The sequence below is a fragment of the Pseudomonas sp. Leaf58 genome (assembly GCF_003627215.1).
Classification (GTDB): Bacteria; Pseudomonadota; Gammaproteobacteria; order Pseudomonadales; family Pseudomonadaceae; genus Aquipseudomonas.
Genome location: NZ_CP032677.1, coordinates 1182626 through 1207893 on the forward strand (window position 1 = coordinate 1182626; position 25268 = coordinate 1207893).

Genomic DNA, 25268 nt, shown 5'->3' on the forward strand with positions numbered 1-25268 from the left:
ATGACGCCATCACCCCTGCCTTATTTTCTCGGTTGCCCGTCCTGGAGCGAAAACGCCTGGCGCGACTACCTATACCCCGCCGACGCCAATAGCAGTGAAATGCTTGGTTACTACAGCCAGGTGTTCAACGCTGTCGAGGGTAATACCACCTTCTACGCACGTCCTGCCCCAGGCACCCTCGCGCGCTGGGCACAGGTGATGCCCGAACACTTTCGTTTTACTGCCAAGTTCCCCAGGGACATCAGCCATGAGGGCGACCTGCGTGACCAGCTTGAGCCTGCCTTCGACTTCACCCGCCTGATGGCCCCGCTGGGTCAGCGCGTAGCGCCGTACTGGCTGCAGTTGCCGGCCCAGTTTGGCCCCGCACGGCTGGGCGAGCTTTGCCACTTCCTCGACCACATCGCCGTGCCGGTCGCCGTGGAAGTGCGCAACCAGGCGTTTTTTGCCAAGGGGGAGGAGGAGCGGCTGCTCAACCGCCTGCTGCACGAACGCGGCGTAGAGCGTATCTGCCTCGACCCGCGTGCCCTGTTCAGTTGCACCTCGCGCGACCCCGCGGTACTGCATGCACAAGCGAAGAAGCCCAAGGTGCCGCCGCGCCCCGCAGCCTTCAGCCAGCATCCGCAGGTACGTTTTATCGGCCACCCGCAGCTTGACGCCAACGAGGCCTTCCTTACCCCCTGGGTGGCCAAGGTGGCTGCCTGGGTCGAGGAGGGCCGCAATCCTTACATCTTCCTGCATACCTCCGACAACCGCCTGGCGGCGGCGCTGGCGCAACGCTTTCACCAGAGGCTGATGCGGCGCCTGCCGGGGCTTGCCGCACTGCCGGAATTGCCGCGCGCCCCCGAGGTCGAACAACTGGGGCTACTCTGACCTGTCCCTGACTGCCGGAGGTTGAACCATGGATGTGCAAACTCTGCGAGCCGAAGCCTTCAAGGCCCTGCACGAGCGCAACAGTGCCTTCGTCATCCCCAACCCGTGGGATGCTGGCTCGGCCAAGTTACTGGCTAGCCTGGGTTACGAGGCGCTGGCCACTACCAGTGCCGGGCTGGCCTTCAGCCTAGGCCGGCCGGACGCCGAAGGCGCCTTGAGCCTGGACGAGACCTTGGACAACGCCAGGGTGATCGCCGATGCCACCCCGTTGCCGGTGGCCGCCGACCTGGAGAACGGCTTTGCTGACCTGCCCGAGGATTGTGCCCAAACCATCCTGCGCGCCGCCGAGGCCGGTTTGGTGGGCGGCTCTATCGAAGATGCCAGTGGCCGTCGCGAAGCACCCATCTATGACTTCGGGCTAGCGCTAGAGCGTGTTCGCGCGGCGGTGCAGGCGGCGCGCAGTTTGCCGTTCCCGTTCACCTTGTGCGCGCGGGCGGAAAACCTGCTGCACGGTCGCCTGGACCTGGACGACACCATCCGGCGCCTGCAGGCCTATGCCGAGGCCGGCGCCGACGTGCTCTACGCGCCCGGGCTGCGCACTGTCGAAGAAATCCGCGCGGTGGTGCAGGCGGTGGCGCCACGGCCAGTCAATGTGCTGATGGGCCTGGCCGGCGTGCCGCTGAGCGTCAACCAATTGCAGGACTTGGGCGTACGCCGCATCAGCGTCGGCTCATCCTTGGCCCGTGCCGCGCTAGGGGCTTTTCACCGGGCCGCGTTGGAAATTCGCGATGAGGGCACGTTTGGTTACGGGGAGCAGGCACTGCCGTTCGCCCAGCTCAACGACTTGTTCCGCCGCTGATGCGGGTTGTGCTGGCGCTGCTGGGCGGCTTGCTGCTGCTGGCCGGCCTGGTCTGGCACTTCGGCTGGCGCCTGCCCGCCACGTGGAACCCGTGGGCACCGCTGGACGTGCGCCAGGCCCCCAACCTGCTGACCCCCTACAAACTGTCGCGGCTGCGCGATGACCCGGCGTTGTGCCGCCAGGCGCTGGAAGCTAGCCACCTGCGCTACCAGGCACAAGCCGACAGCCCGCCTTCGGCCAACTGCCCGTTGCAGAATGTGTGGCGTATCCAAGGCGGCCAAGCGCGGCTCAGTAGCAGCTTTCTGGCCAGTTGCCCGCTGGCGGTGGCTTACGCGCTGTTTGAAAACCATGGCTTGCAGCCGGTGGCGCAACGGGTGCTGGGCCAGCCGGTGGCGCAGGTCGACCACCTGGGCAGTTTTGCCTGCCGCAATATGTACCACCGCAAGCAGGGCCGCTTGAGCCAGCACGCCACGGCCAATGCCCTGGATATCAGCGGTTTTCGCATGCAGGACGGCCAGCGCATTGTGCTGGCGCGGGATTGGCCTGCGGGTGGGCAAAAGGCTGAATTCTTGCGTCAGGTGCAGCAGGCGGCCTGCGAAAGTTTCAGCACGGTGCTGGGGCCGGACTACAACGCTGCGCACCGCAACCATTTTCACCTGGACATGGGGCGCTGGCAGATCTGCCGCTGATCAGGCGTGAACGCGCACGTTGTTCAGCACCACCGGGCGCGCCCAGTGCAGGTCGAATGCCAGGTCGTGCTGCTGCTCGGCCAGGGTGGGTTCGTCGAATGGTTCGGGTGCCGCCTCCAGCAGGTGGGGCTCGAACTCGGCGATGGGCAGGAACAGCGACCGTGGGGCAGGGCCGGGGCCGGGCTCGGCAAGCGGCTGGCCCTGGCTCATCACCACCGGGCGCAGCCAGTTGTTGTTGATATCGAGCTGGCGCTGTTGCTCGATCAACTCGACGGCGCTGAACGGTTCGGGGGCCGCTGGCAGTAGCTTGGCCTCCAGTTCTGCCTTGGGCAGGAACAGCGGCTCTGGCGGTGTCACCACGGTGTCCTGTACCGGGCAGGCGCGCTGCGCGTCAATCAGGGCTAGCGCCCGGGCGCCGCCGATGGGCTCGCCGCTTGCCTGGTCGTACTGCACCAACGACTGGCTGACAGTGTCTGCGGGCTCTTCCTGCTGCTCGGCCATGGCCCGGGCAAAGAAATCCTGCCACAGGTGGCTGACGCCCCCGAGTGCCTGGGTATTCTGCCGACCGTAGTTGCCGACAGGCGACAGGTAGGTCAAGCCGATGGGAAGAGTATCTGTCATGGCAGTCTTGCGCGTTGCGCTCTGGCAGAATAGCGGGATATTGCCTGTATCGGCCGTGGCTGCTGATTCATTAAGGGCTGGGTTAACATTTTCAGGTGTGAGTGATGGAAGAGCAGGGCACAGGTATCCGGGTCGAGGCGTTGTCGGCTGAATTCGAGGCGCAAGCTACTGCGTGGGCCGAGCGCCTTGAGCTACCGCTGCAGGACGATGCCGCCGAGTTTGCCGTGCAGGTGGGCGCCGATGGTTTGCAAATCCAGCAGTTGGGCCCGCAGGCCCCGGGGCCGGTACGGGTGGACTTTGTTGAAGGCCAGGCCGCGCACCGGCGGCAGTTTGGCGGTGGCAACGGGCAGATGATCGCCAAGGCCGTGGGTATTGCCCAAGGCGTACGGCCGCAGGTGCTCGACGCCACTGCCGGGCTGGGCAAGGACGCGTTCGTGCTAGCCAGCCTGGGCTGTCAGATGACCCTGATCGAGCGCCAGCCGCTGATTGCTGCGCTGTTGGAAGATGGCTTGGCGCGGGCACGGTCGGATGCAGAGGTCGGGCCTATTGTTGGGCGCATGCGCCTGCTGACTGGCAACGCCATCGAGCGCATGCGCACCTGGGAAGGCGAGGCGCCGCAGGTGATCTACCTCGACCCGATGTTCCCGCACCGGGACAAGAGTGCACTGGTGAAAAAGGAAATGCGCGTGTTCCGGCCATTGGTGGGTGATGACCTGGACGCCCCGGCCCTGCTCGAAGCTGCCCTGGCGCTGGCCAGCCACCGGGTGGTGGTGAAGCGCCCGCGCAAGGCGCCGATCATCGACGGGCCGAAGCCAAGCCATAGCCTGGAGGGCAAGTCGAGCCGGTATGACATCTACCCGAAAAAGGCCCTGAAGGCCTGACCTGTCCCGATGTGGCCGGCCAGCGCGGTCATTATGGGAGCGGGTGTGCCCGCGAAGCAGGCAACGTGGTGAATGGCACCGGCTTTGCCGGTGTTCGCGGGCAAGCCCGCTCCCACAGTAATCGCGCAAGCATTCAGGTTTTGATCAAGACAGTGCTCCCGATGTCCGCATAGGCTTCAGGGTTGGAATGCCCGCACGAACACCCCCACCACCTCGCGCACATGCGCCTCGGCTTCTTCACCTTGCAGCGGCCCCGCACACCCCAGCAACAACCGGTAATCCGGGGCACCTTTGACCAAACAGAAGAAGTGCTCCGCCGCGCGCAGGGGGTTGTCGATACGCAGCAACCCGCGCTCATCTGCACCGCGCAGCAGCGCTTCCATACCTGCCAGCACGCGCTTGGGCCCGGCCTCGTAGAAGTACTCGCCAAAACTGCGGTCCAGGCTGCCCTGGGCCATGATCAGGCGGCTGAGCTTGACCGCTTCATCACTGCTGATCAGCGCCTGGAAACCACGGGCGATGGTCAGCAGTACCTCGTCCACTGGCACCCCCTCGGGGTACTCGAACAGCAGGTCGGGCAACTGGATTTGGCAGGTGGCCATGACCGCCGAGCAGAACAGTGTCTGCTTGTCGGTGAAGTGGCTGTACACGGTGAGCTTTGAAACACCTGCCGCCGCAGCGACCGCATCCATGCTGGTGTTGGCGTAACCAAGGCTGAGGAATAGCGACTTGGCCGCTTCGAGAATCGCCTCGCGTTTGGCCAAGTCCTTGGGCCGGCCCGGGCCGATGGGTGCGTCGTTGGACATTGTGGTCTGCATCTGGTTGAAGAGTCGCTCATCTTAACGGGTCAGGCGCCACAAGGCTCAAGCCATTGGGTCGTGCAGCTCGTCTAGGGCAATCAAGCCCTTCCACGGTACCACCTGACTCACTTGATCAGGAACAACTCCTTGCGGGTCTGCTTGCGCTTGCTAGCGAACTCGACATCGGCGCAGGTTCCCTAGTTGGCTGGCGCTAAACAACAAAAAACTGTTCTGACGACGTTGCACACTGTGGGCGAGCGCAACACGTATTTTAAGAACTGTCTGAAAGACAGGTCTACCTCGGAACCTTAACCTCAGCTGGATCACCCTCCACTTTGCAGGAACCGACGTTTGCCCATGCTCAACGACTCACGGCGCTCCAGTGCAAAAAGCTCTTTGCGGATACCGTTAGCGTTTTTTTTGACGATGTGTACGGTCTTACCCAGTGCCAGAGCAGCGCTGATAGTGGAGGGGACTCGATTGATTTATTCCGGCTCGGCAAGAGAGGCCAGTATCAGCATCCTAAACAAGAGTGAGCGAGGTGCCTTGGTACAGAGCTGGGTCAGCGAAGAAGAAGACAACGACAAAAGCGATATTCCCTTTGCGGTTGCACAACCATTGGTGTATCTCGAACCTAATGGCCGCCACCTACTCCGTGTATTTTATGCCGGATGGGGTTTGCCCGAGAATAAAGAGTCTGTAGTTTGGCTGAATATTATGGATATCCCACCCAAGCCAGAGCACTCAGAGCAGTCAGGAAATATCCAATTCGCAGTTCGTCAGCGGTTGAAGTTGTTCTACCGCCCTCCTGGACTTGTAGGTTCCACGAGCGACGCGATACCAAAGCTAGTTTGGAAAAGACTCCAGCATCAAAAGATTCAAGTCAATAATCCCAGTTTGTTTCACGTCTCTTTGATTGACCTTGAAGTAGGTGCGGGCACGTCTCGGCAGAAAATTGCTGACTACGTGTTTTTGTCCCCTGGTGAAACCCGCATGCTGGAGGTTCCCGTCTCAGCTTTTGAGTATTTGAGCCGTATAAGCTTCAAGGAAATAACCGACGGCGGTCTGCAAAATTATCACAGTGTACAGCTTCAATGATTCCGTTTTCAGCAATTTTCATCTTATTTCCAGGAGTATTTTATGTTTCTAGCCAAAAAAACCCTGGTATGTCTCCTGTTTATAGGAAGCGTTAGTCCTGTCCCTGCTTTCGCGCTTACTTGCAAGAATCAGAGCGATGGTTCAGCGGTGATAAGGGAGTCATTAAATACTGCACTTGCTATACCAGCCGATGCGCCAGACGGAACGATTATTTGGGAGTCAGAAGAGTATACGGCCAATGTTAAGTGTAATGATGAGTGGAACTCGGGCAGCGCCGAAAATATCTATTTATATACGAACCCTGCCGCAGTCGATATTGGTTCCGGTATACGGATTGGTCTGCGCTATAAGGGCGTATCCTACACCCAGAGCAAGACAAGAGTTGAAACCGGTTACGACTCCTGGTATGGCTGTACCAGCATCTGGTCGTGCAAAGGAAATTGGGCGAAATTCCCTCTAAAATTCACTATATTCATCGAAAAATTTGGCCCTACGCCAAGTTCTGGAAAAGCCATCCAGCTGAGTGAATATAGAGTTTTTCAGTTGGATGGTAAAAGCGGTCTAAATAACAATCCCAATACGAACGTTAACTATATCATCAGCGGGCTGAGCAATATCCGTTTTATCCCCTGCTCGCCGGAGCTAATGATTATTCCTAGTGTTATCAACTTTCGCCGCGCTCTCTCCAGTACCGCGGTAACAGGCCAGGTTGCAAGTTCAGCCAGCTTCAAACTTGACCTGGTGAAGACTTGCGATACTCCCTACACCGTCAACGCTCGCTTCAGGCCGGTCACAGGCAGCGTCATTAACAACCTTTTGGTGCCGAGCAATAATAATTCTGTTGGCATTTCGCTAGTCCGCGAGGAAAATAATTCTCCCGTTCCGTACAACAGTTGGTTCAAACTCGCGAATCTAACAACCAGTGGACAAAGCAGAATCGACCTTCGGGCAGATCTGATATGGCGCGGAACGCCGATTCCGGGGGAGTTCAAAGCAGAAGCGCAGATAGATATGTACTATCAATAAGGCGATGATCCCCCTTCCCCCGAAAGTGAGGACTGTAAACAGGGCTGCTATCAGGTAGCCCTATAGCATGTAAATGCCAGCTCGAACTTCCATACAATCACCCTTCGACTGAGCAGATTCTTAGTGGCGGACTTCGCGCACCGGAAGCCAATACGTCGAGTTGCTCAGGTAATCGAGTACCTATCCTTCGCTTGTGCAGGTTCGTGCTCAAGCCACGATTTCTTGAAGGGACTGCTGAGCCACCCAGCACGCTTAGCCACATGCGGGGCTCTGATGCCAACTGCTCAGGCCAGAACCAGAGCATCCAGCTAGCGAAGACCGCCGATTAAGCCACCCATTGTGATTGAGTTTCAGTTAAATATTTGTTGTTCTTGGCAATAGGCGAGTAGTTCTTGATCACTGTGTGCAGCCAGCTTTCGCATCGCAGAGATTTTTTGCGCGCTGATTGTTTTTCTGCTTCTGTTCTGGAGCTGAGCAATATCACTCACACTTAGTCCTGATACGAATAGTCGCAACACTTCATGCTCTTTGAGTGACAGGCTGTTTATCCGTTCGTCAATGGTGGTTGAGGTCGATAGCACCGAATTTCTCGGTGTGTCAGGAGTATGGTATGGGCGATGCATGGCGATCGCATTGAGTGCTTTTTCTATTTCAGTATGCAGCTGGTTCTTCTGAATAATCCCAGAGACGCCAAGTTCGTGTAGACGCTCTAGTATAAGTGCGTTTGAAATCATGGTCAGGACCAAGATCTTCAATCTCGGGTAAGTGCGCTTAAGATAGGTTATTAGTTTTAGGCCATCACCATAAGGCGAGTCTGCCGGCATGTTGTAGTCGGTTATTACCAAGTCTACGGGCTGCTGGCTTAGCTTATCCACAAGGCTTTGTGAGCAAATGGCTTCCCCGGCAATGCTGAAGCTTGGATGGCGCTCGACCAGTTCTCTGACACCCAGCAGTACAATGGGGTGATCGTCAGCGACGATGACTTTCAATTTTTTCATGAAACCGCCATACGTTGTGAGCTTGATATCCGCCGGAAGACGGATCAAGATATTAATTATGTGAGGTTGCTCAACATTCTCGATAACTTGTCCAGCAGCGCGCGCACGCTCTCGATCAGGTCATCATCCAGCAACGTGTCGGCCAGCTTGATTTCCAATGCGCAACATTGGTTGGCTAGGGAGATGTCCTGGACCGCTCCCAAGGCGCCAGCAATACTGTGCATGAGTTCGCTCAAGCGTTGGCTATTCCTCTGCTCCAAGGCTAGACGTAACTTCTGCATATCGTCATGCATAGTACTTGCAAACAGTTCGCGCATCGCTGGGGATAGCTGCACTATGTCAACATTTGAGGGGTAAGCCTGCGCGGTTTCAAGATAGGCCCTGCCCGGGTCGTCGTGCTGGGCCGGCCGGCACAAGCTGATCAAGTGGGTGCGCAGAGTCTGAATGTCTAGCGGCTTTACTATACAGGCATTCATGCCCGCTTCAAAACAGCGTTGGCCCTCGTCACGCAATGCATTGGCGGTTACGCCGATGATTGGTATCTGTGTATCGATTTGGCGCAGTGCTCTTGCCAATTCATATCCATTCATGAGAGGCATGTTCACATCAGTCAAAACTACGTCAAACAGCCCTGGTTGCCAGTATTGCACCGCTTGTTCGCCATTTGCTGCGACGACCGTACTGCAACCCAGCGCCTCGAGTTGCTCTTTTAAGATAGCCTGATTTATTGGATTGTCTTCTGCCACGAGAATCTGCAGATCGAGTGAGGTGAGAAGCTGTGGAGCCAGTGCTTCGTCGTTTGAACAACGACCTTGACGGATGCAGTCGATTAGACGAGCGATTCCCCGTACATCGTGCATTTCGACTCGCCAACCGTTTTCGGTGAGTGTACCGAGGACTGGCCCATCGCCAGTGGCGCAAATGCGCTGACCATTCCATGTAGCGACTTTCGAACAGTCGAGCATGTCTACTAGCAGAGCTTCGGGATTATAGTGTTCCTCCGTTGGAATCGTGAGCATTGCGGTATAGCCCAAGCGCTGCAGCCAGCCTACGAAAGACTCGGCCAGCTGTGGTATTGGTGCGCGTACATACACCGGAGATGGATCGGGTGGAGTAAGAGCGCAATTATGAAATTTGCCTTGGGCTAATGGTAAGCGGACGTTAAATGAGAAGCTACTGCCCAAGCCTGGCTCGCTGACCACCTTGATGTCGCCATCCATCATCTCGGCCAGCCGTCCACAGATAGATAAGCCCAAGCCTGCTCCACCCTCGATTGATGCCTCCGGCACTTGGAAAAACAATTCGAACAATCTGTTTTGTTGTGTTTTGGAAATACCTATACCACTGTCAATGACTTGCCATTCCAGGCAGACGTGTTCGTGTTCGAAAGAGATTACCCGGGTATGTAGAACGACCCGGCCGGCATCGGTAAATTTGATGGCATTGCTTAGAAAGTTGTTAAGTATCTGGCGGATGCGTATTGGGTCGCCCACTATCTGAGCGGGCAGGTGAGGATCTGTGCACGCATAGAACAACAGCCCCTTGTGCGCAGCAAGCGCGGAGTAGGTGCGCATCGTGTCTTGGATGATGTCCAGTGGGCAGAATGCCGTCGTTTCCAGGGCCATCTGCCCAGACTCGATTTTCGAGACGTCCAGCACATCACTGATCAGTTGGAACAGGGTCGCCGAAGAACGCTGGATTGTCTGCAGATAGGTTTGCTGACGCAGGTCCAGGTGGGTGAGACCGAGTAGTTCAAGCGTCCCTAATACCCCATACAATGGGGTGCGGATCTCGTGGGTCATAGTTGCGAGGAATAATGTCTTGGCCTCATTGGCAGCATCGGCTGACCGCCTTGCATCTTCAAGCGCTTGCGCATCTTCTACATGGCGGGTTACGTCATTGAACGCATACAAACGAACATCTTCGCCATGGTAGCGGGTGGATACGAATCCGACCTGTAAATAACGACCACTGATTTGCAAGCGATGCTCATTTGTACTGGAGCTATCGGGTTGTGAGGCTAGTATGCGTGTAAGCTCCTTCGAATCCCATTGTTGGGCCCGCTGATTTTCCAGAAGCACTTCATGGTCAGCACTACGGACCAGGCACAACCCCGTCGGCGCGGCATCGATAACCGCGCGACTGAAGGCTTCGCTTTCAACAATGGTTTCATGTGCGTCGCGAGCTGGAAAGATGACGTTTCGCTGGTACCAGCGGTTCGCAGCTAGGCCCATTCCGGTAATGACTAGCAACGTAATGCCCAGAGTAACCAAAGACCAGAACGCATAGTGGAAGATATGCTGATAAGTGACGGTATAGACAGCGGTCCAGCCGCCTAAGGTTGGCTCGTACAGTTTGAATACCAAGCCCGCTAGTGTGAAATTCACACCATGGTGTAAGTCCGACAGTGTAGACCTCTGGCCTATCAGGACCGCTCCGGAAGGACCGAATAATGTGAGACCGTCATATAGCGACCGGGCCATAATTTGCTCGTAAACATTGACCTGACTTAGGTCAACGAGTGAGACAGCCACAAACGTACGTTTACCATTCATACCGCTGGTTGGCGAGATGGAGGTGTAGGCGACTACTCGACCAGGGGGGGTGTAACTCGTCGATTCGGCATAACTGCGCCAGGCGATTTCACCATTTGCACTTGTCTCGTCCATCAAGGGCCGCCGTATATCGACCTGTCTGATGATATCGATGAAAGGAATATCACCCTCCACGTTTGTAATGCCGCCACGTCCGGCAGCCGGTATCGCGATAGCGTACCCACGCTCAGGCGAAAATAGGAACATTTGAGGCGAACTATAATGAGACGCGGACCAGAAAGTAGTATAAAAATCAGCAAGATTTGCACCTTGACTGAATACTTCCTCGGCGTCGCTGGCTCTAAAAGTGGGGCCATCAAGCTTAACGGTGAACGGCAGGGAGAACGGGAAGGCCTGACCTTGAAATATATTTGGCCCCATTTCGGGTAGCGGCGTAAAGGCGGTGTGCTCAATGCGTTGATGATCAAGCAGCCCCTCTTTTAGGCTTTGCCTTACCAAGGCCTTGAGGAAGCTATCCTGCTCTCGAATGTCCACCATTAGACGAGTGAAGTGTATGCTGACCAGATCATTGTACTCTCCGATCAGGCGTTTAATGGACCATGCGCTGAACCCTGCCAGCACCAAGGTCAGTCCGAGCAGAATCGTCATGCTCATGTTTAAGCGCGAGGAACTGCGCGCGAGGTTTTCCAGTTGGGCTTTTTCGTGTTTCATCGACAATTGGAGACTCGAGACCGGGTGCGCCGTGGCGGATGGGCATGCTCCAGGACTCGGCATGTGCTGCAGCTAATGAGCTTCATTTGCAGGCTGGAGTGCCATTGATGTGCAGTAACCGCGTCAACTGCTCGGCGGGAACGGCATCAGATATCAGAAATCCCTGTATTCTATTGCACCCGATTTTACGTAAAACATCGAGTTCATGACGCGTTTCGACACCTTCAGCCACAACGGTCAATCCAAGCTCGCGACCTAGGGCGACAATGCTGGCCAGGGCAGCTATCCGGGTGTTGCTCTCATCACAACGCTGTACGAGTGCCCGATCAACCTTCAATTCGGTAAAAGGCGTCGAAAGCAAGTGTTTATACGAGCTGTATCCTTTGCCGAAGTCATCCTGGGCCAAGCCAAAGCCTTTCATCCGCAGGCGGCACGCCCCTGCGAAAAAATTACCCATGTTTTTGGGTACAGAGCATTCCATCAGCTCGAAGCATAGCTTACTAGGAATTCCTTGGTGATACTTAACGAAATCCAGTAGGCGGTCAGCGAGGTCCTGATTGTCGAGTAGATGAGTAGGTAGGTTTATCGAGACTGTAATGTCATGGCCGAGCGCACGCCAGCAGGCCTGAGTGTGTATGGCCTGCTTCAGAACGACCCATAACAGGTGCTCCTCCAGACCCAAGGATTGTATAGATGGCAAAAAACTACCTGGCAATAGCACTTTTTGCGAAGGCTGTACCCAGCGTACCAATGCCTCCGCCCCAACGATGGTGCCATCTTTCAGGTTTTTTTGAGGTTGAAACCAAGGTTGAAAATCAAAATTGTTTAGTGCACAGATGAGTGTCTGGCGGTCTAGTGCGAGCGGCGAAGGCGCAGCTTGCCTAGCGGCCTTTCGCCTCATTTTAAGCCGGTCGACCAAGCGGCATAAATCAGTGGCTTTGATTGGTTTGGGAAACGTGCCCAGCACGTCAAGGCCGTGATTTCGTGCGGCCAGGCTCGCCGCCAGAATCAGTCGTTCGGAAGCAGCGCTCATGATCGCCAAAGCAGGCTTGTTACTTATTTTCGACAGATACTGAATAAACTGCACGCCATCCATGCCTGGCATCATAAGATCTGTCAGGACCAAATCATAATCACGTTTATGCAGTCGTTCCAGAGCTTGATGCCCGTCCTGTACCGCATCGGTGCTGAACGTACCAAGTTCACTGAACAGGTGTTGCAGATAGGCGTGCAGGAATGCATGGTCTTCAACGATCAGGATACTAATAGGATTCAAGTTAGTTTTCTCGATAATGCACCAAGCAGTCGAATAGTGCTTTCAGATTGAAGGGTTTAATCAAGCAGCGGTCCATGCCGGCAGATAAGCAGAATTCCTCTTCTTCGCGCAGAGCGTTGGCAGTAGCACCTATAATCGGCAGCGAACAGCCCTGTAGCCGAAGATCTCGTGCCAGCTCGTAGCCGTTCATGTGTGGCATGTTCACATCGGTAATAATTAGATCAAAGCGCTCTCTCTGCCAGCACTGTATTGCTTGCACGCCATCATGGGCCAACTTCACAGTGCAGCCAAGTTTTTCAAGCTGGTCACGCAGGATTAGCTGATTGATTACATTGTCTTCGGCGACAAGTATGTGCAATTTGAGAGGGGATATACCGACAGGGGCAGCCAGGGCTGCATTGTCGGGAGGGCGCATGCCTTGAGCGCGGCTAACTGTCTGGTATAGGGCTTCCAGGTTGTTGAAATTTACATACCCTACACGAGGGGCGTTATCAATCTCTCGGCACCCGTAGGCACTGGATAGAATTCGTGGGCCATGCCACTCGGCGACCAACCGCTCTTTGATGACCCCGGGATGCACCTCTATCAACAGTTCGTCGGCGCTCGCTTTGGCAGCCGATGGGACGCCAGTTTGGGCGCGCGCGCCCCATCGGCAAAGCCATCCGGAGATGGTCTTGGCTAATTCCGGTACCGGTGACACAACGTGTATCCGCTCAGGTAGCAGCTTGCAGGGGTCTTTGCTTGAGAGCTCGCCAGCAGGGGCTAGTTTTAGCGGTAAGGACAGAGTGAAACTGCTACCCAGCCCCAGTTCACTGACCAGACTTAACTGGCCGTCCATTAGCTGTGTCAAGCGCTGGCAGATAGACAGGCCCAAACCTGTTCCGAGAATTCCTTGAGTATGGTTTCCGGTTTGGTAAAAAGGCTCGAAAATATGACCTTGGTCTTCCTGGGCAATGCCTTTGCCAGTATCTGACACTTGCCAGAGCAAACTTGAATGTTCCTCATCAAGGCTCGAAGCTTTCACTCGAAGTATCACCGAGCCGCAATCGGTAAATTTGACTGCGTTACCTAGCAAATTATTGAGAATTTGCCGAATGCGGTTTATGTCGCCCATCAAACGATCAGGCAGTCTTGGGTCCAGATAGCAGTTCAGCTGCAGGCCTTTATTTTTGGCGGTAGCACTGAAGCCTTGGATGACCTCGAAGGCAAGGCCGGTAATGGAAAACTCCTGAAGCTCCATTTCGAGTTGGTCTGACTCGATTTTTGATAAATCCAGCGCGTCGCAAAGCAACTGTAATAAGATGCGCGAGGAATTTTCGATGGCTTGTACATAATCCCGTTGTTGGGTGCCCAGAGGGCTGCGCGATAAAAGTTCCAGGGTCCCAAGTACACCATAAAGTGGCGTGCGGATTTCGTGGCTCATTGTCGCCAGGAATTGCGTCTTGGCTTCATTTGCAATATCGGCAGCGCACTTGGCCTGTTCCAGCGCTGATTCGATCTGCTTTCGAGCCGTTATGTCGCTGACTGCGCATAGCAATACTTCTTCACCCTTATAGCGAGTGCGTGCGGAGGTGAGATAGAGGTGGCGTCCTTCATCGTTTTCGAAGTATTCACTGAAGTCATTTAATTCTCGGTCGAAGGCTTGTCGAATCCATCGCCGGCTTCTTTCATTATTGTTTTCATCTTGGCCCAGCCATTGTTGTGCCAAATGGTTTTCAAGTACAACCTGGCCGTCGGTGCGCCGCAGCACACACAGTGCAACTGGCGCTGTTTCGATGACGTCGCGGTTGAATATTTCGCTTTCTATCAGCGCGCGGATACGCTGTATGGTTGGGGTAATGAAGCGCTGTTCGAGACGACGTGTCATTAGCCCAGTGAGTGCGAGGCTGATCAGGCAGAAAACAGTCGCTCCCAGTAATTGCTTCCATAGGCTTCTCAAAATATCCAGAAGGCTGATCGAATACACGAGTTTCCAGTCGGTTGAATTCAATTTTTTACTGATGATCAGATATTCCGGCAGCCAACCGCTACCGACAAATCCGAAGAAATCGCTACCGTAATGATCGAATGCCCGTTGTTGTAGCATCGGATCGGAGCTACTGGTAAAGACCAGCATGCCGTCAGCATTGAGCATCATGAATTCCCCGGCACTTTCATCTGTCAATGAAGGTGAAAGTGCATGGGTGTCGATTTCGAGGCCTAACCAGCCTGAGCTTGGGGCCCGTTTATCCAGTCGAATGAAAACGAAGAGATGCGAAAGTTGGCCTTCTCGGTCATCTAACCACAATTCGTCTAGTGATGTTTGCTCGGCTTTTTGCAGTTTGGCCAGTACGCGGTACGATGGGATGTGCGCCTGAGGTTGAACGCTGTAGAGCTGGTGTACTTGCGGCTGAAGGCCGGTGCTGATGTACAGCAGGTTGACACGTTTTTCTTCTAGGTAGGTACGCATGCGCTGCGTCAACCAAAGGCTCCATTCGTCCAGTTGCAAATGGACCTCATCAACTGGGGCCAGATCGACCAATACGCTACCCGGGTGGTGCACCGCCGACAAACTCAGGCTTTCCAGCAAGGCTTCACGGTTTGTGAAGAATGTGTGCGCCTCGGCAATCTCAGTGCTCATGTAGCCACGGCGGCGCGATACTTCAGCGTTGAACGTGAACATCAAAAAGTTGTAGATGCCGCTCAGTATGCCCGCCAACAACACGAGCGCGAGCAGCCGCAGTAGCCGACGCGCTGCTTCTGGGTTGGAGAGGAGGGGGTTGATTCTTCGCAAATAGCTTTTCAGTCGCATCACGCGACTCTAGTTTCAATTTGGGCACGTAGATATAAGACGAACCTTAAAAACTGCGGCGCGTTGTGGGCATACTGGCGCTTTGTCGCGCCAGTCGATCGGATGTGCAGTGTTGTCTTGGCTACCGCTTTACATTGCCTGGTGCTAAACGTCGCTGGCTTCGATTGGCCATCATTTATGGCGCACTACATCGTCAGGGGCTGGCACATCAAGCGATGGTTTTCGTAGTTCAGTGCCTTGTTCCGCTCAGGCAGGTTATAAGGTGCGCTGCACTGGCGCTCGCCCCACTTGATGGTCAAATTGCCCTGGTCCTCTTGCAGCAGCACTAGCGCCTTTCCGGTGGGGTCGGAGATGGCCAGTTGTTTACCTCGCTCATCTTCAAGCGAGGCTCCGAACGGAATGCTACTACCCTGTTCGTCAATCAGCTCGAATTGCACCCGCCGTCCGCTCTTGCCGGTATAACGTGCTACCACCACGGCCCCGCGACGCGGCACCATTTGCTGGGTCGCATTGTCAATTTCGATGTCGCCGCCCAGTTCGCGGGTATCCAGGCTGATCCAGTTCACCCGATAAGGTTGCGCGCTGGGTATGATTGCATAGCCGTTGCGCCCAGTCTCAACGCCACTGTAGCTGCTGATCTTGGCGCCTTTGACACCCGGTATCTGGGCCAGGGCGAAGGTTTCAGCGACGGTCTGGCCAAGGTTAATGCCGCCTTCATGGGCAACTACCGAGCCGGAAACGTTGAGGTTTTGCGAATCGTAGCCGCGGCCCTGGCTGTAGCCCAAGTTGATATCGGCCACTGAAGTGCGTGTGTTCAGGTTGACCGAGGCATTATTGCCGCCGGAGCTGCTGTTGCCGCCCTGAACCGAATAGAAAGTGTCGCTGGTTTCGGACAGGTAGCCGTTCACGCCGACCTGAGTGCTATCGCCGCTTTTTTGCGTGCTGGTGGTGACGAACGCGTGCGGAGCACGGGCACGGCTACCTAGCGGGAAAGATACCGACAGGTTGAGTTGGGTATCGCTGTTTGGAGAGCTGTAACGCGAGCCCATGTCTCTTGTGTGGGTGATGCCGACGTTGAAGGTGGCATTCCCCCAGTTATTGCTGTAACCGGCCGAATAGCTCTGCGAGCCGCTGCGGTTCCAGTAGCGCTGGTCGCTGGCGTTGACATAAAGGCTGCCGAGTTCGCGGTCACGGCCCATGTTCTGGTTGATGGTCAGGTCGGTGCGGGTCTTCGCGTTGCTCGAGCGTTGCTTGGGATCGGTGCTCAAGTCTTGAATATGGTCAGTCAGCGTGCGGAACCCTTCGGTGGAGTATCGATACGCCGCGAGAGTGAAGCTGGTGTCGGTACCCGTGAAGGTTTTCGCGTACAAGGCGCGCACGCTATTACCCTGGGTTGTTTGCCCCTGGGTACGGCTGTTCGAATGAGTGACGTCGAGGGATACGGCGCCTAGCAGCGTGTTTTTGCCAGCGCCAAGCGACAGCGCTTTGTAATTGTCGCTGGCCTGTACGCCAATGATCCCGGTGAGCTGGCTGTTTATGCCGTAGGCCAGCGTGCTGCTGAGTATATTTGGCGTAGCCATGCCGTCGGCGTTGCTGTTGTAGCGACCGGCCGAGACACTGTATTTGATCTGGCCTTCGCGAACCATGATAGGCAAGCTCGAAAAAGCTTGGGTGGTTACATGGCGGCGGCCGTCCGCTTCGATGATGGTGATCTGCAGGTCGCCGTTAGAGCCGGATGGGTAGATGTCGCTGATCTCGAACGGTCCTGGTGGCACGCTGGCGGTGTACAGGATGTAGTCGTTCTGGCGGATTTCTACAGTAGCATTGGTCTGCGCCACGCCACGGATGATCGGCGCGTAGCCTCGTTCGCTGTCGGCGCGCATGCCTTCGTCCGAAGCCAGTTTTACGCCACGATAGCGCACGCTGTCGAACAGATCGGCGTCGCTGAAAATATCACCGGCGCTGAACTGACCTTTGATGGCCGTGACGTCATGCTGCAGGTAGCTGCGGTTGCTTCTGAAGGTGCTCGGGCTACCGGTGCTATTGGTCAGGTTCGACTCGTTACGAAAGCGCCAGGCACCAAGGTTGATTCCGTTTCGCAGGCCCAGGTTGTTGACGATGCGCGTTTCGGCATCGCCGGCACTGCGGCTGCTGTTGAACTGGTAGTTGATAAACGCAGCCGGTACACCAGCATCCCATAAAGCAGGGTCGACGTAGCCGCGAGCACCGCGCTTCATCGCTACCTGCGGTACGCTGGTCGCCAATTGCAGGCGGGCGGAATCATAGCGCACGCTGGCCTGATCTATCAGCGCCGGCAGGTCGTAGCAGCTTTGCGGTTTGCTCGGGTCGAACTTGCCCTGGGCCTGGAGTTTGTCCAGGTCAATACCCAACTGTTGCAACAACTCCAGAGTCAGGCACGGCTCGACACGGCCGCTGGTCGGGTTGCGGTTGAAATCTATATCCCGTCGCCCCACCAGCACTTCGTTGCTGTACAGGTCGACCCGGTAGTTACCGGGCAATACGTTGTTGGCAGACAGCAGTAGTTGCAAGTCAACCGAGGACGGTGCGCCTTGCAGAAAGGTAGTATTGAAGGCGAACAGTTGTTGTTCTTCGCTGCCGCTCTGCCCAGCCAGAGCGGGGAGCGCGGTAAATACCGCCAGCGACAGTGTGCTCAACTTCGACAGGCAAGCAGTTGCAGCGCGCGCGCGTGGGGTGGCGCAATAAGTTGGCTTGTTGCTGGAAGAGAAAGACATGCGAGGAAACCTGTTTCATCCCGAATGGCGAGAACACGGCGTTAACGCTTTGGCGGTAATCGTTAGAACTTTCGCGGCGCTTCGGTGGCAGTATTGCTCTGGCCGTCTGCTAATGTTGTGGTGTAATGATTTTGTGCGCCATAATCATTGATGCTGCCGAAGCTCAAGCGCACGTTGTTGTGGTTGATGAGTTTTTTGACCCGGAACGTCATCATTTCGCCGGGCGCTACCATGGCTGAATCAGCTGCTAATTCTGTTTTGTTATCTGTCTCAAGTTTTACGTCAGACATCGATACGTGATAAGAAGTTGGATTAATAACCTGCAACAAAGTATTGTCGCCTTGGCGCAGCAATTGCCACTGCAATTCGGTCGGCGCTATCAGGGCATTGCCTGTTAGGCCGGTAGGCCGAAAGAAAATCTTGATGCGCTGGCGCACAGCAAGTTGCAGGGTGTTGGCACCAGGCGCAGCGTGGGGAATTTCCTGGACATTGAGCCAGACCACCGATTCTTTGTCCGAGGGCATGCCAGCACCCTCATACAGCACGCGTAGCAACTGTTGTCCCTGTGCGAACACGCGCACTAGAGGCGGGGTAACGGAAAAAGGTACGCTGCGCTTGGTGTCATTGTTGTCGACCCACGATTGAATCAGCACATCCTTCCCGCCATTGCGCACGGTGACGTTGGCTTCTTTGTGGTTGCCATCAAATATAATCCGCGTGGCGCTCAGCGAAATACTGGCCATAGCCTGGCTTGCCATGAGTATGCTGACTAACCCTAGACATGCGGGAATAGAACGACGCAACATAGTGTGTACCGTTTAATTCAAAGGGGTATTAAAAGATCAGCGGCGAGGCCTAACGGCCTCGCGCAAAACAGTTCAGGCGCTGCGACTTATTCGTATTGCAGGATGAACGGCAGGCTAGCGGAACCATCACCGGCAGTAGCGGTGCCCTTGGCGCCTGTGGTCACGTATGCGGCGGAGAAGTTGAGTTCGGTATCACCACCCGCAGCTTCGGTGCCGTGCATAGTGCTCTGGATCTTAGGGCTCTTTTCCAGATCGATCAGATTGCCATTGCTATCGAGCAAGGCGATAGCCACGCCAGTTGCACTGGCGCTGCTTGCCTTCAGAGCTAGGACTCCCTTGCCGGCGACCAGGCCCGTGCCATCTTTGGCATTGAAAATCATCGAGACTTTTGTGCCCGCATTGCAGTTTACGTTGAGATTGAAGGCACTGGTGGTTACACGGCCAGACGCCGGGCTTTCAACACTCCCCATGTCTTTGATCGATACGTTGCCCATATCCACAGCGATCGAGCGATCAGCATTGGCGCCGTCCACTGTACAGGCGTCGTTGTTGATGTTGCCGGTGAAGGTGATTTTGCCGCTGCCACCTTTAGTTGGAGTTGGTGGTTCTTCAGCCAGTACACTGCCCGATGCAGAAAGGATAGACAGGGTCAAGAGTGCCAGGGAAAGCTTTTTCATTATGATGTCCTTATGTTGGTTAAGGGGAGTTGATACGAAATGCCAGAGCACGATACGGTAGGGTGGCGCACATAAACATAAGACGATTCTTATTTAATTGATTGAGGCTGGCGATAAGTGAAAAAGGGGGCGATAGGCATCCGTAGAGTTTTCCTTTAGTTGGAAAGAATATCTTAATGAGTTGCCTGTGCTACCAAGCACCTGCTGATAGGCTGCTGTTCCGTAGGGTGTGTCTCGAGGAGCGTCTAACGTAATGGTTTTGCGGTAAAAGTTTCGTCATCATAAGGTGCTCAAGTGTTTGCCATGACGAGGTTGCAAGCGGTGATTGAGTAAATAGATAGTGAGAAGGGTAACCGTTTAATTGTGCGTGTTGTATATCAAGCTTTCGTTTGTTGAACTGTGGCTTATGTGTGTCGCTGGGAGGTTGGATTTAAGAAAAATGAGCCGGCCATAAAGTTGTCTGGCTATTTGTTAATAATAAGAATTCTGAATTCTGCGCTCTGAAGCCCATCTACCGATTCCCTTGGTAGCACTCAGTTGGGCGGGGCGTAATTGATACGGATCCGGCCAGCAAACGCCCAGTAGCCAAAGGCTGAGCTGACACTCCTGAAGTTAAGGCGTCGGTGCTGGAAGGCAATTAGCTGTCTGTCCGTTACCAAGATGCACTGCAAGCTGAGGTGGTTTTTGTTATTCAGTTACGGCCCGGACGATCAGTTCCAGCTCAGCACACCACAAGCCTGATACCGTGAGTCCAATCTGGATGAAAAGAATCTTGGGTAAGGTGAAAAGCCACGCCTGCAAAAAGCCACCCTACACCCTTCCCGGCACCGCGTCGCTGACTTAATATACCCGTCAGTACAAATATTGAATGTGCACATCGGAAAGGATTCATCATGTTGCGCCATGCCTTGTCCATCGCTTTGCCCGCCGCTGCCGCACTGCTTCTGGCTGCTTGCGGCCAGCAAGCCGCCCCGCCTGCCGCGCCCCGCCCGGCGCTGGTGGTGCAACCGCAGCCGGCCGAAGCCGCTGCCGACAGTTACCCCGGTGAAGTGCGTGCGCGCTTCGAGCCGGAGCTGGCCTTCCGCATTGGCGGCAAGGTTAGCAAGCGCCTGGTCGAGGAGGGCCAGCGGGTCAAGGCCGACCAGCCACTGGCCGAGCTCGACCCACAGGACGTGCGCCTGCAGCTGGAAGCCAACCGCGCCCAACTGGCCGCCGCCGAGGCCAACCTGGCGCTGGTGCGCGCCGAGCGCGATCGCTACCAGAAGCTGTTGGACCGGCAAATGGTCAGCCATTCCCAGTATGACAATGCCGAAAACCTCTACCGCGCCGGTCTAGCCCGCCTGAAGCAGGCCAAGGCCGAGTTCGATGTGGCCGGTAACCAGGCTGAATACGCCGTGCTGCGCGCTCCGCAGGCCGGGGTGATCGCCAAGCGTCAGGTCGAAGTGGGCCAGGTGGTTGCCGCCGGGCAAACGGTGTTTACCCTGGCCGCCGACGGCGAGCGGGAAGTGGCCATCGGCCTGCCGGAACAACAGTTCGCCCGTTTTGCTGTCGGCCAGCCGGTGAGCGTGGAGCTGTGGTCGCACCCGCAAGAGCGCTTCCAGGGGCGCATACGCGAGCTGTCACCGGCGGCCGACCCGCGCTCGCGCACCTTCGCGGCGCGCATCGCATTCACTACCGCCGCTACGCCGGCAGAGCTGGGCCAGAGCGCCCGGGTGTTCATCGCCCATGAAGGGCTGATTCCGTTGGCGGTGCCACTGTCGGCGGTTAGTGCAGAGAACGGCCAGGCTTACGTTTGGCGGGTGAACAAGGACAGCCGCCTGGAGCGGGCGGTGGTGCGTTTGGGGGCGTATGGCGCCGACAGCGTGCCGGTGCTAGAAGGCCTTGCCCCGGGCGACTGGGTGGTCGCCGCCGGTGGCCATGTTTTGCGCGAGGGCCAGGAAGTACGCCCCGTGGACCGCACCAACCGTGTAGTGAACCTGACGGTCAAGGAGTAAGTCCCGATGGGTTTCAACCTTTCTGCCTGGGCGCTGCGCAACCGCCAGATCGTCCTGTTCCTGATGATCCTGCTGGCAGCCATTGGCGCCATGTCCTACACCAAGTTGGGCCAAAGCGAGGATCCGCCGTTCACCTTCAAAGCCATGGTCATTCGCACCTTGTGGCCCGGCGCCACCGCCGAGGAAGTGTCGCGCCAGGTCACCGAGCGCATCGAGAAAAAGCTGATGGAAACCGGCGAGTACGAGCGGATCGTCTCGTTCTCCCGCCCCGGCGAGTCCCAGGTCACCTTCATGGCCCGCGACTCGCTGCATTCCAAGGACATTCCCCAGCTGTGGTACCAGATCCGCAAGAAGGTCGCGGACATCCGCCACACCCTGCCGCCGGAAATCCAGGGCCCGTTCTTCAACGACGAGTTCGGCACCACCTTCGGCAATATCTACGCGCTGACCGGTGAGGGCTTCGACTACGCGGTACTCAAGGACTATGCCGACCGTATTCAGATCCAGTTGCAGCGGACCAAGGACGTCGGCAAGGTCGAGCTGATCGGCTTGCAGGATGAAAAAGTCTGGATCGAGCTGTCCAACCTCAAGTTGGCCACTCTCGGTGTGCCGCTAGAGGCCGTGCAGCAAGCCCTGCAGGAGCAGAACGCCGTCAGCACCGCAGGCTTTTTCGAAACGCCCAGCGAGCGCCTGCGGTTGCGGGTGAGCGGGCGTTTCGACAGCGTCGAGCAAATTCGCCAGTTCCCCATTCGCGTGGGTGACCGCACTTTCCGTATCGGCGATGTCGCCGATGTGCACCGCGGCTTCAATGACCCACCCGCACCGCGCATGCGCTTCATGGGCGAGGACGCCATTGGCCTGGCGGTGTCAATGAAGGATGGCGGCGACATCCTGGTGCTGGGCAAGGCCTTGGAGGGCGAGTTCGAGCGCCTGGCAGGCAGCCTGCCGGCCGGCATGGAGCTGCGCAAGGTCTCTGACCAGCCCGCGGCGGTCAAGGCCGGCGTCGGCGAGTTCGTCCAGGTACTGGCCGAGGCGCTGGTCATTGTGCTGCTGGTGAGCTTCTTCTCGCTGGGCCTGCGTACGGGCCTGGTGGTGGCACTGGCCATCCCCTTGGTGCTGGCCATGACCTTCGCCGCCATGCACTACTTCGGCATCGGCCTGCACAAGATCTCCCTCGGCGCGCTGGTATTGGCTTTGGGGCTGTTGGTGGATGACGCGATCATTGCCGTAGAGATGATGGCGATCAAGATGGAGCAGGGTTACGACCGGCTCAAGGCAGCCAGTTATGCCTGGAGCAGCACCGCCTTCCCGATGCTCACCGGCACCCTGATCACGGCGGCGGGCTTCCTTCCGATTGCCACGGCAGCCTCCAGTACCGGTGAATACACCCGCTCGATCTTTCAGGTGGTCACCATTGCGCTGCTGACGTCGTGGGTGGCCGCCGTGGTATTCGTGCCCTACTTGGGCGAGCGCCTGCTGCCCGACCTGGCCAAGCTGCATGCCGCGCGCCATGGCAACGGCGGCCATGCGCCAGACCCCTACGCCACACCGTTCTACCAGCGCGTGCGGCGGGTGGTGGAGTGGTGTGTGCGGCGGCGCAAGACGGTAATTTTGCTGACCATTGCCGCCTTTGTCGGCAGCATCCTGTTGTTCCGCTTCGTGCCGCAGCAGTTCTTCCCGGCCTCCGGGCGCCCAGAGCTGATGGTTGACCTGAAACTGGCCGAAGGCGCTTCGTTGGCCAACACCGCCGCGCAGGTCAAAAAACTGGAGGCCCTGCTCAAGCAGCAGGAGGGCATCGATAACTACGTGGCTTACGTGGGTACCGGTTCGCCGCGCTTCTACCTACCGCTGGACCAGCAATTGCCGGCGGCCAGCTTCGCCCAGTTCGTCGTGCTGGCGCAGTCCATGGAAGATCGCGAGCGCTTGCGCAGTTGGCTGATCAGCACCGTGGACCAGCAGTTCCCCGACCTGCGCGCGCGGGTCACCCGCCTGGAAAACGGCCCGCCCGTAGGTTACCCAGTGCAGTTCAGGGTGACTGGCGAGCACATCGAGAAGGCCCGTGCACTGGCCCGTGAAGTGGCCGACAAGGTGCGCGAAAACCCGCATGTGGTGAACGTACACCTGGACTGGGAAGAGCCGAGCAAAGCGGTGTTCCTCGAGATTGACCAGGACCGGGCCCGTGCCCTGGGTGTGAGCACCGCGCATCTGGCGAGTTTCCTGCAAAGCTCGCTGACCGGTACTACGGTCAGCCAGTACCGTGAGGACAACGAACTGATCGAAATCCTGCTGCGCGGCACCCAACAGGAACGTAGCGAGCTGAGCAACCTTGGCAGCCTGGCGCTGCCCACCGATAACGGCCAGAGCGTCGCGCTGTCGCAGGTGGCGACCCTACAGTACGGTTTCGAGGAAGGCATTATTTGGCACCGTGACCGCTTGCCGACGGTGACCGTGCGCGCCGATATCTATGACAACGAGCAGCCGGCGACACTGGTGAAGCAGATCGAGCCGACCCTGCAGTCGATTCGCGCCAAGTTGCCAGATGGCTACCTGCTGCAAGTGGGCGGCACGGTAGAGGACTCTGAGCGCGGGCAGAAGTCGGTGAATGCTGGCATGCCGCTGTTCGTGGTGGTGGTGCTGAGCTTGCTGATGATCCAGCTGCGCAGCTTCTCGCGCACGGTGATGGTGTTCCTCACTGCGCCGCTGGGGCTGATTGGCGTGACCTTGTTCCTGCTGATGTTCCGCCAGCCATTCGGCTTTGTCGCGATGCTGGGTACCATCGCCCTGGCGGGGATGATCATGCGCAACTCGGTGATCCTGGTGGACCAGATCGAGCAGGACATTGCGGCGGGGATGGAGCGTTGGCAGGCGATCATCGAGGCCACGGTGCGGCGCTTCCGGCCGATCGTGCTGACCGCGCTGGCGGCGGTGCTGGCGATGATCCCGTTGTCGCGCAGCGTGTTCTACGGGCCGATGGCAGTGGCGATCATGGGTGGGTTGATCGTGGCCACGGTGTTGACCCTGTTGTTCCTGCCAGCGCTGTATGCGGCGTGGTTCAGGGTGAAGAAGGGCTGAGGAGCTCGGGGGAGGGCGTGGCCCGCCATTCGCGGGCAAGCCCGCTCCTACACAAAAAGGGGCCGCACAGCGGCCCCATCTGCCTCAGAGGGCGCCAAACACCTTCTTGGCCAGGCTGGTAGCCGCCTGCGCCGGGTTCTGGCGAATGCTCTGCTCCTGCTTGCCAATCATCTCGAACAGGCCATCCAGTGCCTTCTCGGTCACGTAGTTCTCGATATTGGCGTCATCCTTGACCAGCCCCAAGCCTTTGGCCTGGGCCGCGAAGGCATTGTACTGCTGAGCCACGCCAACCTTGTCGGTGGCCTGCTTGACGATCGGCAGGAACTTGGCGCGGATCTGCTCGCGGCTGCTCTTGTTCAGGTACTGGGTGGCCGAGTCGTCACCGCCGCTGAGGATGCCTTTGGCATCGGTCACGCTCATGTTCTTCACGGCATCCAGCAAAATTGCCTGGGCTTGCGGCACGGCAGCTTCGGCGGCCTTGTTCATGCTGGTTTCCAGGGCTTCGACCTGTTCACCCTTGCCGAACATTTTCATTGCCTTGGCGGCCTTGCCGAGGTTGCCCGGCAGTTCGATGCGCACGTCCGGGTTGTTGCTGAAACCGCCAGGGGTGCTCAGTTGCTTGACGGCCAGTTGTGCACCTTGGGTCAGGGCATCTTTCAGGCCGCCGGTGGCGTCTTTCTGGCTCAGGTCGCCCAGCGACAGGGCCAGGGCGCTGGCCGACAGCAGCAGGCCGGCACACAGGGTGGTGAAGCGCAGGGAAGTGCGGATCATGAAGCTTTCCTTGTAAACAG

Annotated in this window: 18 protein-coding genes and 1 pseudogene; 8 read left to right on the forward strand and 11 right to left on the reverse strand. The window is 57.1% G+C overall.

Translation table 11 applies throughout. The features are described 5' to 3' along the window. From DV532_RS05545 to DV532_RS05555, 3 genes are read left to right on the forward strand one after another with little or no spacing between them, the layout of a single operon-like run. On the forward strand, window positions 1-870 hold the full coding sequence (locus DV532_RS05545; protein WP_056796319.1) for a DUF72 domain-containing protein: 870 nt from the start codon (window positions 1-3) through the stop codon (window positions 868-870). 28 nt (window positions 871-898) lie between these two features. Further along, a complete protein-coding gene (locus DV532_RS05550; protein ID WP_056796322.1) occupies window positions 899-1729 on the forward strand; it encodes an oxaloacetate decarboxylase in 831 nt (276 codons plus the stop codon). Continuing rightward, a complete protein-coding gene (locus tag DV532_RS05555; protein WP_056796325.1) occupies window positions 1729-2418 on the forward strand; it encodes an extensin family protein in 690 nt (229 codons plus the stop codon). The genes DV532_RS05550 and DV532_RS05555 overlap by 1 nt, the downstream gene beginning before the upstream one ends. Here the strand turns inward: DV532_RS05555 and DV532_RS05560 are convergent, their stop codons facing one another. After that, window positions 2419-3039, reverse strand: a complete 621-nt coding sequence (locus DV532_RS05560; protein ID WP_056796327.1) for a hypothetical protein — start codon at window positions 3037-3039, stop codon at window positions 2419-2421. Between the two features lie 104 nt (window positions 3040-3143). Between DV532_RS05560 and DV532_RS05565 the strand changes: the two genes are divergently transcribed. Beyond that, a complete protein-coding gene (locus tag DV532_RS05565) occupies window positions 3144-3920 on the forward strand; it encodes a class I SAM-dependent methyltransferase (RefSeq protein ID WP_056796330.1) in 777 nt (258 codons plus the stop codon). Window positions 3921-4096: 176 nt separating this feature from the next. Here the strand turns inward: DV532_RS05565 and DV532_RS05575 are convergent, their stop codons facing one another. Then, window positions 4097-4738, reverse strand: coding sequence for a TetR/AcrR family transcriptional regulator (locus DV532_RS05575; RefSeq protein ID WP_056796333.1), 642 nt, complete (start codon window positions 4736-4738; stop codon window positions 4097-4099). Between the two features lie 54 nt (window positions 4739-4792). Further along, window positions 4793-4914: pseudogene (locus DV532_RS05580) on the reverse strand (IS5/IS1182 family transposase); the annotation flags it as partial. Window positions 4915-5077: 163 nt separating this feature from the next. On the opposite strand from DV532_RS05580, the gene DV532_RS05585 reads away from it, so the two are divergent. Both DV532_RS05585 and DV532_RS05590 read left to right on the forward strand, forming a co-directional pair. After that, window positions 5078-5818, forward strand: a complete 741-nt coding sequence (locus tag DV532_RS05585) for a molecular chaperone (protein WP_236707480.1) — start codon at window positions 5078-5080, stop codon at window positions 5816-5818. 42 nt (window positions 5819-5860) lie between these two features. Continuing rightward, window positions 5861-6844 (forward strand): fimbrial protein, encoded by a 984-nt coding sequence (locus DV532_RS05590; protein WP_056796335.1) that lies wholly within the window; start codon window positions 5861-5863, stop codon window positions 6842-6844. Window positions 6845-7194: 350 nt separating this feature from the next. Here DV532_RS05590 and DV532_RS05595 read toward each other — a convergent pair whose 3' ends face one another. The 7 genes from DV532_RS05595 to DV532_RS05625 all read right to left on the reverse strand — a co-directional run bounded on the left by DV532_RS05595 (window position 7195) and on the right by DV532_RS05625 (window position 19411). Then, window positions 7195-7842, reverse strand: coding sequence for a response regulator (locus tag DV532_RS05595; RefSeq protein WP_056796338.1), 648 nt, complete (start codon window positions 7840-7842; stop codon window positions 7195-7197). A 56-nt stretch (window positions 7843-7898) separates the two neighbouring features. Continuing rightward, a complete protein-coding gene (locus DV532_RS05600) occupies window positions 7899-11108 on the reverse strand; it encodes a response regulator (RefSeq protein WP_056796341.1) in 3210 nt (1069 codons plus the stop codon). Between the two features lie 82 nt (window positions 11109-11190). After that, a complete protein-coding gene (locus DV532_RS05605; RefSeq protein WP_056796343.1) occupies window positions 11191-12384 on the reverse strand; it encodes an EAL domain-containing protein in 1194 nt (397 codons plus the stop codon). A 1-nt stretch (window position 12385) separates the two neighbouring features. Continuing rightward, window positions 12386-15175 (reverse strand): ATP-binding protein, encoded by a 2790-nt coding sequence (locus DV532_RS05610; protein WP_056796346.1) that lies wholly within the window; start codon window positions 15173-15175, stop codon window positions 12386-12388. A gap of 185 nt (window positions 15176-15360) precedes the next feature. Next, on the reverse strand, window positions 15361-17928 hold the full coding sequence (locus tag DV532_RS05615) for a fimbria/pilus outer membrane usher protein (RefSeq protein ID WP_082476753.1): 2568 nt from the start codon (window positions 17926-17928) through the stop codon (window positions 15361-15363). A gap of 62 nt (window positions 17929-17990) precedes the next feature. Further along, a complete protein-coding gene (locus DV532_RS05620; RefSeq protein WP_056796349.1) occupies window positions 17991-18734 on the reverse strand; it encodes a molecular chaperone in 744 nt (247 codons plus the stop codon). Window positions 18735-18820: 86 nt separating this feature from the next. Beyond that, window positions 18821-19411, reverse strand: a complete 591-nt coding sequence (locus DV532_RS05625; protein WP_056796353.1) for a fimbrial protein — start codon at window positions 19409-19411, stop codon at window positions 18821-18823. 893 nt (window positions 19412-20304) lie between these two features. On the opposite strand from DV532_RS05625, the gene DV532_RS05630 reads away from it, so the two are divergent. Both DV532_RS05630 and DV532_RS05635 read left to right on the forward strand, forming a co-directional pair. Continuing rightward, a complete protein-coding gene (locus tag DV532_RS05630) occupies window positions 20305-21405 on the forward strand; it encodes an efflux RND transporter periplasmic adaptor subunit (protein WP_056796356.1) in 1101 nt (366 codons plus the stop codon). Window positions 21406-21411: 6 nt separating this feature from the next. Further along, window positions 21412-24477, forward strand: coding sequence for an efflux RND transporter permease subunit (locus DV532_RS05635; protein ID WP_056796359.1), 3066 nt, complete (start codon window positions 21412-21414; stop codon window positions 24475-24477). An 84-nt stretch (window positions 24478-24561) separates the two neighbouring features. Here DV532_RS05635 and DV532_RS05640 read toward each other — a convergent pair whose 3' ends face one another. Then, window positions 24562-25248 (reverse strand): DUF4197 domain-containing protein, encoded by a 687-nt coding sequence (locus tag DV532_RS05640; protein ID WP_056796361.1) that lies wholly within the window; start codon window positions 25246-25248, stop codon window positions 24562-24564. Window positions 25249-25268: the final 20 nt, after the last annotated feature.

Coding starts and splice junctions, on each gene's coding strand:
- DV532_RS05630 (WP_056796356.1), top strand. CDS start 20,305: ATGTTGCGCCATGCCTTGTCCATCGCTTTGCCCGCCGCTGCCGCACTG.
- DV532_RS05640 (WP_056796361.1), bottom strand. CDS start 25,248: ATGATCCGCACTTCCCTGCGCTTCACCACCCTGTGTGCCGGCCTGCTG.
- DV532_RS05565 (WP_056796330.1), top strand. CDS start 3,144: ATGGAAGAGCAGGGCACAGGTATCCGGGTCGAGGCGTTGTCGGCTGAA.
- DV532_RS05610 (WP_056796346.1), bottom strand. CDS start 15,175: ATGCGACTGAAAAGCTATTTGCGAAGAATCAACCCCCTCCTCTCCAAC.
- DV532_RS05620 (WP_056796349.1), bottom strand. CDS start 18,734: ATGTTGCGTCGTTCTATTCCCGCATGTCTAGGGTTAGTCAGCATACTC.
- DV532_RS05590 (WP_056796335.1), top strand. CDS start 5,861: ATGTTTCTAGCCAAAAAAACCCTGGTATGTCTCCTGTTTATAGGAAGC.
- DV532_RS05550 (WP_056796322.1), top strand. CDS start 899: ATGGATGTGCAAACTCTGCGAGCCGAAGCCTTCAAGGCCCTGCACGAG.
- DV532_RS05625 (WP_056796353.1), bottom strand. CDS start 19,411: ATGAAAAAGCTTTCCCTGGCACTCTTGACCCTGTCTATCCTTTCTGCA.
- DV532_RS05635 (WP_056796359.1), top strand. CDS start 21,412: ATGGGTTTCAACCTTTCTGCCTGGGCGCTGCGCAACCGCCAGATCGTC.
- DV532_RS05560 (WP_056796327.1), bottom strand. CDS start 3,039: ATGACAGATACTCTTCCCATCGGCTTGACCTACCTGTCGCCTGTCGGC.
- DV532_RS05555 (WP_056796325.1), top strand. CDS start 1,729: ATGCGGGTTGTGCTGGCGCTGCTGGGCGGCTTGCTGCTGCTGGCCGGC.
- DV532_RS05595 (WP_056796338.1), bottom strand. CDS start 7,842: ATGAAAAAATTGAAAGTCATCGTCGCTGACGATCACCCCATTGTACTG.
- DV532_RS05615 (WP_082476753.1), bottom strand. CDS start 17,928: ATGTCTTTCTCTTCCAGCAACAAGCCAACTTATTGCGCCACCCCACGC.
- DV532_RS05585 (WP_236707480.1), top strand. CDS start 5,078: ATGCTCAACGACTCACGGCGCTCCAGTGCAAAAAGCTCTTTGCGGATA.
- DV532_RS05545 (WP_056796319.1), top strand. CDS start 1: ATGACGCCATCACCCCTGCCTTATTTTCTCGGTTGCCCGTCCTGGAGC.
- DV532_RS05600 (WP_056796341.1), bottom strand. CDS start 11,108: ATGAAACACGAAAAAGCCCAACTGGAAAACCTCGCGCGCAGTTCCTCG.
- DV532_RS05575 (WP_056796333.1), bottom strand. CDS start 4,738: ATGCAGACCACAATGTCCAACGACGCACCCATCGGCCCGGGCCGGCCC.